Origin of the sequence: Bradyrhizobium australafricanum (assembly GCF_020329495.1) — a bacterium.
In the GTDB taxonomy this organism is placed as follows: Bacteria; Pseudomonadota; Alphaproteobacteria; order Rhizobiales; family Xanthobacteraceae; genus Bradyrhizobium; species Bradyrhizobium australafricanum.
Genome location: NZ_JAGKJL010000001.1, coordinates 370,813 through 377,402, shown reverse-complemented (window position 1 = coordinate 377,402; position 6,590 = coordinate 370,813). Strand labels below are relative to the sequence as shown.

General features: G+C 60.9%; 6 protein-coding genes. 4 read left to right on the top strand and 2 right to left on the bottom strand.

The genetic code is table 11. The features are described from left to right. Both J6525_RS46910 and J6525_RS01850 read right to left on the bottom strand, forming a co-directional pair. Positions 1–132 (bottom strand): sigma factor-like helix-turn-helix DNA-binding protein (locus J6525_RS46910; protein WP_283848607.1); only part of this gene is annotated, 132 nt, incomplete at its 3' end. 166 nt (positions 133–298) lie between these two features. Further along, positions 299–1,912, bottom strand: a complete 1,614-nt coding sequence (locus J6525_RS01850; RefSeq protein WP_225641573.1) for an AMP-binding protein — start codon at positions 1,910–1,912, stop codon at positions 299–301. A 281-nt stretch (positions 1,913–2,193) separates the two neighbouring features. Here J6525_RS01850 and J6525_RS01845 point away from each other — a divergent pair, with 281 nt between their 5' ends. The 4 genes from J6525_RS01845 to J6525_RS01830 all read left to right on the top strand — a co-directional run bounded on the left by J6525_RS01845 (position 2,194) and on the right by J6525_RS01830 (position 6,572). Then, entirely contained in the window at positions 2,194–3,399 is a 1,206-nt protein-coding gene (locus tag J6525_RS01845) for an ABC transporter substrate-binding protein (protein ID WP_225641571.1), read from the top strand. Beyond that, the gene (locus J6525_RS01840) at positions 3,378–4,559 is read left to right on the top strand and encodes an acyl-CoA dehydrogenase family protein (RefSeq protein WP_225641568.1); all 1,182 of its coding nucleotides are present in this window, start codon (positions 3,378–3,380) and stop codon (positions 4,557–4,559) included. The genes J6525_RS01845 and J6525_RS01840 overlap by 22 nt, the downstream gene beginning before the upstream one ends. Positions 4,560–4,623: 64 nt before the next feature. Further along, a complete protein-coding gene (locus tag J6525_RS01835; protein ID WP_225641566.1) occupies positions 4,624–5,433 on the top strand; it encodes an enoyl-CoA hydratase/isomerase family protein in 810 nt (269 codons plus the stop codon). A 32-nt stretch (positions 5,434–5,465) separates the two neighbouring features. Continuing rightward, entirely contained in the window at positions 5,466–6,572 is a 1,107-nt protein-coding gene (locus J6525_RS01830) for an NAD(P)H-dependent flavin oxidoreductase (protein ID WP_225641564.1), read from the top strand. Positions 6,573–6,590 lie beyond the last annotated feature (18 nt).

Genomic DNA, 6,590 nt, shown 5'->3' with positions numbered 1-6,590 from the left:
GGCAACCGAACTCTTGCTGATCTGCAGCCGTTCCGAGATCTCCCGAACCGACAGGTCCTGCTCGTACGTCAGCCTCAGGATCGATCGTAGGTCCTTCACAGTGGTTCGTTTCGCTTGCTTCCGTCTCGGCATTGCCCCTCTCAAACTCAGCTTGAGAGAGAACATTGCCTGAACGGCGCTCCCGAAAACCAACCTCCCGCAACTGTCCGCGATTTAGCGGAATCCCTGTCCCGGAATTACTGAAATCGCTGTCCGCGAATTAGCGAAATTGCTGTCCGGAAATTGCCGAAACACGCAGCTAACTGCGCTTCTTCATTCCGCGCAGGTCAATTGCGCCGGTGAGGGTTCGAGGATCCAAGCCGGGTGCGAAGATTTGCGCCTTGTTGATCTTCTGAGTAGCGGTGACTGGCATCCGATCGAGGAACAGAATCCATCCGGGAGCCTTGTAGTAGGCGAGTTGCTCCCTGCAATAGTTGGCGATGTCGTGCGCAAGCTGATAGTCGGCCATATGGTTCGGGGCAGGGACGACGCAGGCAAAGATCTCTTCTCCCGCCTTCTCGTCAGGGACAGCCAGAATCGCAATCTGATCAACCCCGGGGTGCCGGCAAAGTACGGTCTCCACTTCGGTGGCCGCAATGTTTTCGCCAGAGCGCCGGATCATGTTCTTGCGCCGATCGACGAAATAGATGATCCCGTCTTCATCCTGGCGAACAATGTCGCCCGAATGCCACCAGCCTCCGCTCCAGCTGGCCTCGGTTGCGGCCTCGTCATCGAGATAGCCGGCAAAGAAGCCTTTGCGGGGATTTTCGCCGGCCAGCCGGACGATAAGCTCGCCTTCCGCTCCTGCCGCAACGTCGCTGTTGTGTTCGCCGACGACCCTTGCCTCGAGTGGACTAACCGCGCGCCCGATCGCCCGAACTCCAATTGGGCGCGGGTCCTGATCGTTGGCCGTCCAGCGTCCAACCTCAGTCATGCCCCAGACCTCGAGATGAGGAATGCCAAACCGTTCCTCGAATTCGTGGTGAATGGCAGGCTCCATTCCTGCGCCAAAACCAAATCGGACACCATGCGCATGTTCGTCCGGCGAACTGTCCAGGGCGACCAAGGCTTGTGGTACGGCTCCGATGTAATGCACGATGGTCGCCCGGGTGGTTGATACCTCGTTCCACCAACGCTTCGCCGAAAAATACTCGGGACGGATTACGCATCCCTGCGAGAGCAGCATCGGCATCAGGGCGACCACGCCAGCATGGACGTGGAAGACCGGCATCGGGTTAAATAGGCGATCCTGGCCCGGCGCGATCGAAAAGCGGCCGCCGCTTCTTGCAAGAGTAAAGAACCATTCGCCGGCGGAGAGCCAATAGTCGTTTGTGGTCAGGCAGCCTTTCGGGCGGCCAGTCGTGCCGGATGTATAGAAAATCCCTGCCTCGGTATTTCGATCGAGCGTGCCGGTGGCCGCAGGTCGTGCCGGCGAGGGCAGCCGTTGCGGCAAGCTGTCCACGGTGAGGACGGCGAACTGGCCTGCCAATTCGTCCGCAACTGCAGTCAGCCGCTCAACGTGATGGGGAAGGGCGACCGCGAGGACCACGCCGCTATGCTGCATCTGGTAGAGCAGTTCGGCGTGTCGGTGATCGGGGTTGACCGGCACCACACTTGCTCCCACGGCATTGAGCGCAAGCAAGTGCAGGAAATAGTCGGGTCTGTTCTCGACGAGCAAGGCGACGCGATGCCCAAGCCCGTATCCGGCGTGCCTGTAGCATTCGGTGAGAGCCGCCACGCGCTGCATGACATCATGATATGTCCACTCAATTCCATCGGGGGCGTAGGAGGTGCCGGCCGGCACGCAGATGAAGGCGTTGTCCGGCGCTGCGGCAGTACTCGCGCGAAATGCTTCGAAGATCGTCTCGGCCACTTGTCGTCCTTCTCCCAGGCCATTGCGAGCAAGTTCGACCAGCCGCTTGGGCCGGTCCCAGGCCGCGACTAGCCGCAATCTTGTCTACCGATCGGGTACGCCCGACTTGCGCGTTCCATGGCGGCAGGTCGCATCGATCGCCTTGTTCCGCTTCTTCTGGCTCCCAGAACGATCCTAAGGGGGCGGCGGAAGAAGGCAATAATAATTTTGTTGAACGTCCGACAAATTATGCCATCATGGCGATGGAAGCTCAATAATCAAACAACGGCGGGGAGGTGAGCATGCTTTGGAGATGGACCGGGATTGGGGTCATCGCGCTGCTGGTCGTGGGGCCGGTGGCCGCGCCGGCCAGCGAAGATACGCCTGTCAAGATCGGCGTTCTCGGCGACCAGTCGTCGGTTTATTCCGCTGCCGGGGGGCGAGGCAGCGTCGAGGCGGCAAAGCTCGCAGCCGAAGATGCCGGGCCGGTGCTCGGCAAGCCGGTCGAGATCGTCTCGGCGGATTTCCAACTGAAGGTCGATGTCGGCGTTGCGATCGCGAGGAAGTGGTACGACGAGGAGAAGGTGGACGCGATCATCGACGTGCCGTTCTCGGGCCTTGCCTTGGCTATCGCCGACATGACCAAGAGCAAGAAGAAGCTCGCGCTGTTCAATGCGGCGGCTAGTTCGGAGCTTACCGGCACGAAATGCTCGCCCTATGTCGCGCAGTGGACTTACGACACGTATTCGTTGGGGCATGGGCCGACCACTGGTCTCGTCAGTCGCGGCGAGAATTCATGGTTCTTCCTGACTAACGACACCGTGTTCGGCGCGAGCCTTGAAGGCGATGCGTCCGCGGCGGTCAAGGCCGGCGGAGGCACGGTGATCGGCTCGGTGCGTACGCCGACAGGCGCGACGGACTTCTCGTCGTTCCTGCTGCAGGCGCAAGCCTCCAAAGCGAAAGTGATCGGCGTCGTTGAGGCGGGTGCCGATCTTGCCACCGTTCTCAAGCAGGGCGAGGAGTTCGGCCTTAAATCACGGGGCCAGCGTCTCGCGGCGCTGATGGCCACGATCGACGCCATTCACGGCGTCGGTCTGAAGGATTCCCAGGGCATCATCGTTGCCGAAGCGTTTTACTGGGACCAGAACAACGAGACGCGCGCATTCGCCGAGCGGTTCTATGAGCGGATGAATGCCATGCCGACGCAAGTGCAGGCCGGCGCCTACAGCGTCGTCAATCACTATCTGAAGGCAGTCAAGGCCGTCGGCTCCAAGGATCCCGATAAGGTGATGGCCAAGATGCGGGAGATGCCCATCAACGACTTCATGTCGCACAATGCCAAGCTGCGGGCCGATGGCCGCGTACTCCGCGATCTCTACCTCTTCGAGGTGAAGTCGCCGAAGGAATCCAAGGCCGCCTGGGACTATTATAAGAAGATCGCCGTCATCCCTGCAGACAAAGCGGTGCGGCCGCTCGATCAGGGCGGTTGCCCGCTGGCAAGTCAATGACCCCGGATCAGCGCATGACCGCGACGCGTGATCCCGCCGAACTTGATCTCTTCCGTGAGACTGTTCGTCGCTTCCTTGCAGAGGAAGTCGCACCGAACGCGGATGCGTGGCGTGCGAGGGGATACATCGACCGCGATCTGTGGCGCAGGGCAGGCGCGCTCGGCCTGCTTTGCGCCAGCTCTCCGGAGGCATATGGCGGTGGCGGCGGCGATTTCTGGCACGAGGCCGTCATCATCGAGGAGCTGGCGCGGATCGCATTCCCCGATTTCAGCATACCGCTGCAGAATGTGATCTTGGCGCCTTATTTGACTCATTACGGCACCGAGGAACAAAAACGCCGCTGGTTGCCGCGTATGGCCAGCGGCGATCTTGTGGCGGCGCTCGCGATGAGTGAGCCGGGCGCTGGATCCGACGTCAGGGCCATCAGGACCCATGCGTGTCGGGACGGCGACGCATATGTCGTCAACGGGCAGAAGACCTTTATCACGCACGGCCACACCGCGGATCTGATCTGCCTCGCCGTCAAGACCGATGCGGCTGACGACAACGGCGTTCGCGGCTTCAGTCTACTGGTCATCGAAACCGAGAACACGGCCGGATTCCAGCGCGGACGCCGGCTCGACAAGGTCGGCCTCAAGGCTCAGGACACGGCCGAGCTGTTCTTCGATGATGCGCGCGTGCCGGTCGGCAATTTGCTTGGAGGCGTTGAGGGCCGGGGATTTTATCAGCTGATGGAGCAACTCGCCAAGGAGCGCATCAATATCGCCATGCAGGCGCTTGCCTTGAGCGAAGCTGCGCTGGCCGAAACCGTCACCTACGTCAAAGAGCGGAAGGTATTCGGCAAGCGTCTGATCGAATTCCAGAACACGCGGATGGTCCTTGCCGAAGCCAAGACCGCCGCTTCCGTTACGCGTACATTCGTGGAGACTTGCATCGACCGGTTGATCGCCGGAACACTCGACGCGGAAACCGCGGCGATGGCGAAATGGTGGGCGACCGAGAAGCAGTGCGAGATCATAGACCAATGCGTGCAGCTGCACGGAGGTTACGGCTACATGCTGGAATATCCGGTCGCGAGGATGTGGAGCGATGGTCGTATCCAGAAGATTTGGGGCGGCTCCAACGAGGTCATGAAGGAATTGATTGCGCGGGCTTTGTAACCAGAACGACTGCCCACCGGCCGCGCAAGAGATCAGAGAACAACCATCCTGATTGGAGTCGACGATGAACCAGTACGCGAAATATGAATGCCTGAAGGTGGAGGTTGCCGACAAGATCGCGACCGTGACGTTGAATCGGCCGCAAGCGCGCAATGCCATCAACCAAAGACTGATCCGCGAGCTGCGGACGATCTGGGACGACCTCGCCGACGATCAAGCCGTCAATGTCGTGATACTGACAGGCGCCGGCGACTTCTTCAGCGTCGGCGGCGACGTGAAGGCGATGTCGGAGCGACCTGGCGGCGACGTGCTTGAGGAAGGCGAAGTGCATGACCCCATGATCAGCCGGCGCGGCGTCACCCGTCAGCTCGAGCTCGACAAGCCGATCATCGCGGCGATCAACGGCGATGCCATCGGGCTTGCGGCGACCCATGCGCTGCTCTGTGACATCACCGTGATGGCGGAGGATGCGCGGATCGGTGACACTCACGTCTCCCGTGTCGGCTTGGTCGCCGGCGACGGTGGCACCGTGATCTGGCCGCTGCTGGTCGGTATCAACAAAGCCAAGGAATTCCTGATCCGTGGCACGCTCTTGAAGGGCAGGGAAGCGGAGCGGGTCGGGCTGGTCAACCATGTCGCGCCGCGCACCGGGGTATTGGCCATGGCCCGCGAGATCGCTGTCGAGCTTGCTAACGGTTCGACCTGGGCGATCCGCTGGACCAAGCTGTCGATCAACCAGATCGTCAAGGATCGGGTGAACCTGCTGCTCGAGGCGTCGATGGCCCTTGAGCAGGTGACGTTCGAGACCGCCGATCACAAGGAGGCGACGATCTCGTTCAAAGAGAAGCGCAAGCCGAAGTTCGGTCAGACTTGAACCGAACCTGCAACGCGTAGACTGGAGTGCCAATGCGCAACCGTATTACTGAAATGTTCGGGATCGAGGTCCCAATCTTCGGCTTTACGCACAAACCTGAGGTCGCGATCGAGGTGACCAATGCTGGAGGAATGGGCGCGCTGGCGGCCAGCTACTATCAGCCGGACGAGCTCGAACGCATCCTCACCGACATGGATGAGAAGACTGGCGGACGCCCTTATTGCATTGATGTTCTGTTCGCAAACAAGGTCGGACAAGTCACGCCAATGTCGGAACGGCTTAAGGCGCTGCCAAAGGAGCACATCGAGTTCGTCGAAAAGCTGTTGAACGACGCAGGAATCCCGCCATTGCCGCCGGAAGTCGAGGCGGAGATGCTACGGGAGAAGCCGCCGGGCCACGGGCACACCGAAGAGGGTGTTCTCGAGGTTCTGGAGATCGTAGTCCGGCATCCGCAGGCTAAGTTCGTGCTGAGCGCTATGGGCGCGCCGCCAGCCTATGTCGTCGATAGGCTGCACAGCCGCGGCATCAAAGTCGGTGCGATGGCCGGCAGCGCCGAACATGCGCTCAAGCATGTGCGGGCTGGCGTCGATCTGATCGTGGCGCAGGGAAGCGAAGCAGGAGGACACACGGGCACGATCTCCTCGATGGTGCTTTGGCCAGAAGTGGTCGAAGCGGTCGCGCCGATTCCGGTGCTGGCCGCGGGGGGCGTCGGCAGTGGTCGGCATGTCGCAGCCGCGTTGGCGCTGGGAGCCGAGGGCGTTTGGTGCGGGACGATCTGGCTCGGCGCTTCCGAGAGTGAGCTGTCTCCCGATATGCGTAAGAGGTTCGTAGCCGCGCGCTCACAAGACGCCATCCAGCGCAAATACGACACCGGGAAGCCGCTGCGTGGCCTGCGCAGCAAGTGGACAGACGCATGGGATGCTCCTGACGCACCAGAGCCGCTGCCGCTTGCAGCGCAAAAGCTGCTTGTGGCACCAGCTCTCAAGCGGCTCGAACTGGCCAACGCGGTCGACTACATGGGTTACATGTCAGGCCAAATTGTCGGCAGCATCAAGGCTGAACGGCCCGTTCGCGATATCATGAAAAGCATGACATCCGAGTGCCTGGCCGTCCTGAAGACTTTAAGTTCGAAATCCTAGCTGTAGAATTTTCGCGGA

Coding starts and splice junctions, on each gene's coding strand:
- J6525_RS01845 (WP_225641571.1), top strand. CDS start 2,194: ATGCTTTGGAGATGGACCGGGATTGGGGTCATCGCGCTGCTGGTCGTG.
- J6525_RS01835 (WP_225641566.1), top strand. CDS start 4,624: ATGAACCAGTACGCGAAATATGAATGCCTGAAGGTGGAGGTTGCCGAC.
- J6525_RS01830 (WP_225641564.1), top strand. CDS start 5,466: ATGCGCAACCGTATTACTGAAATGTTCGGGATCGAGGTCCCAATCTTC.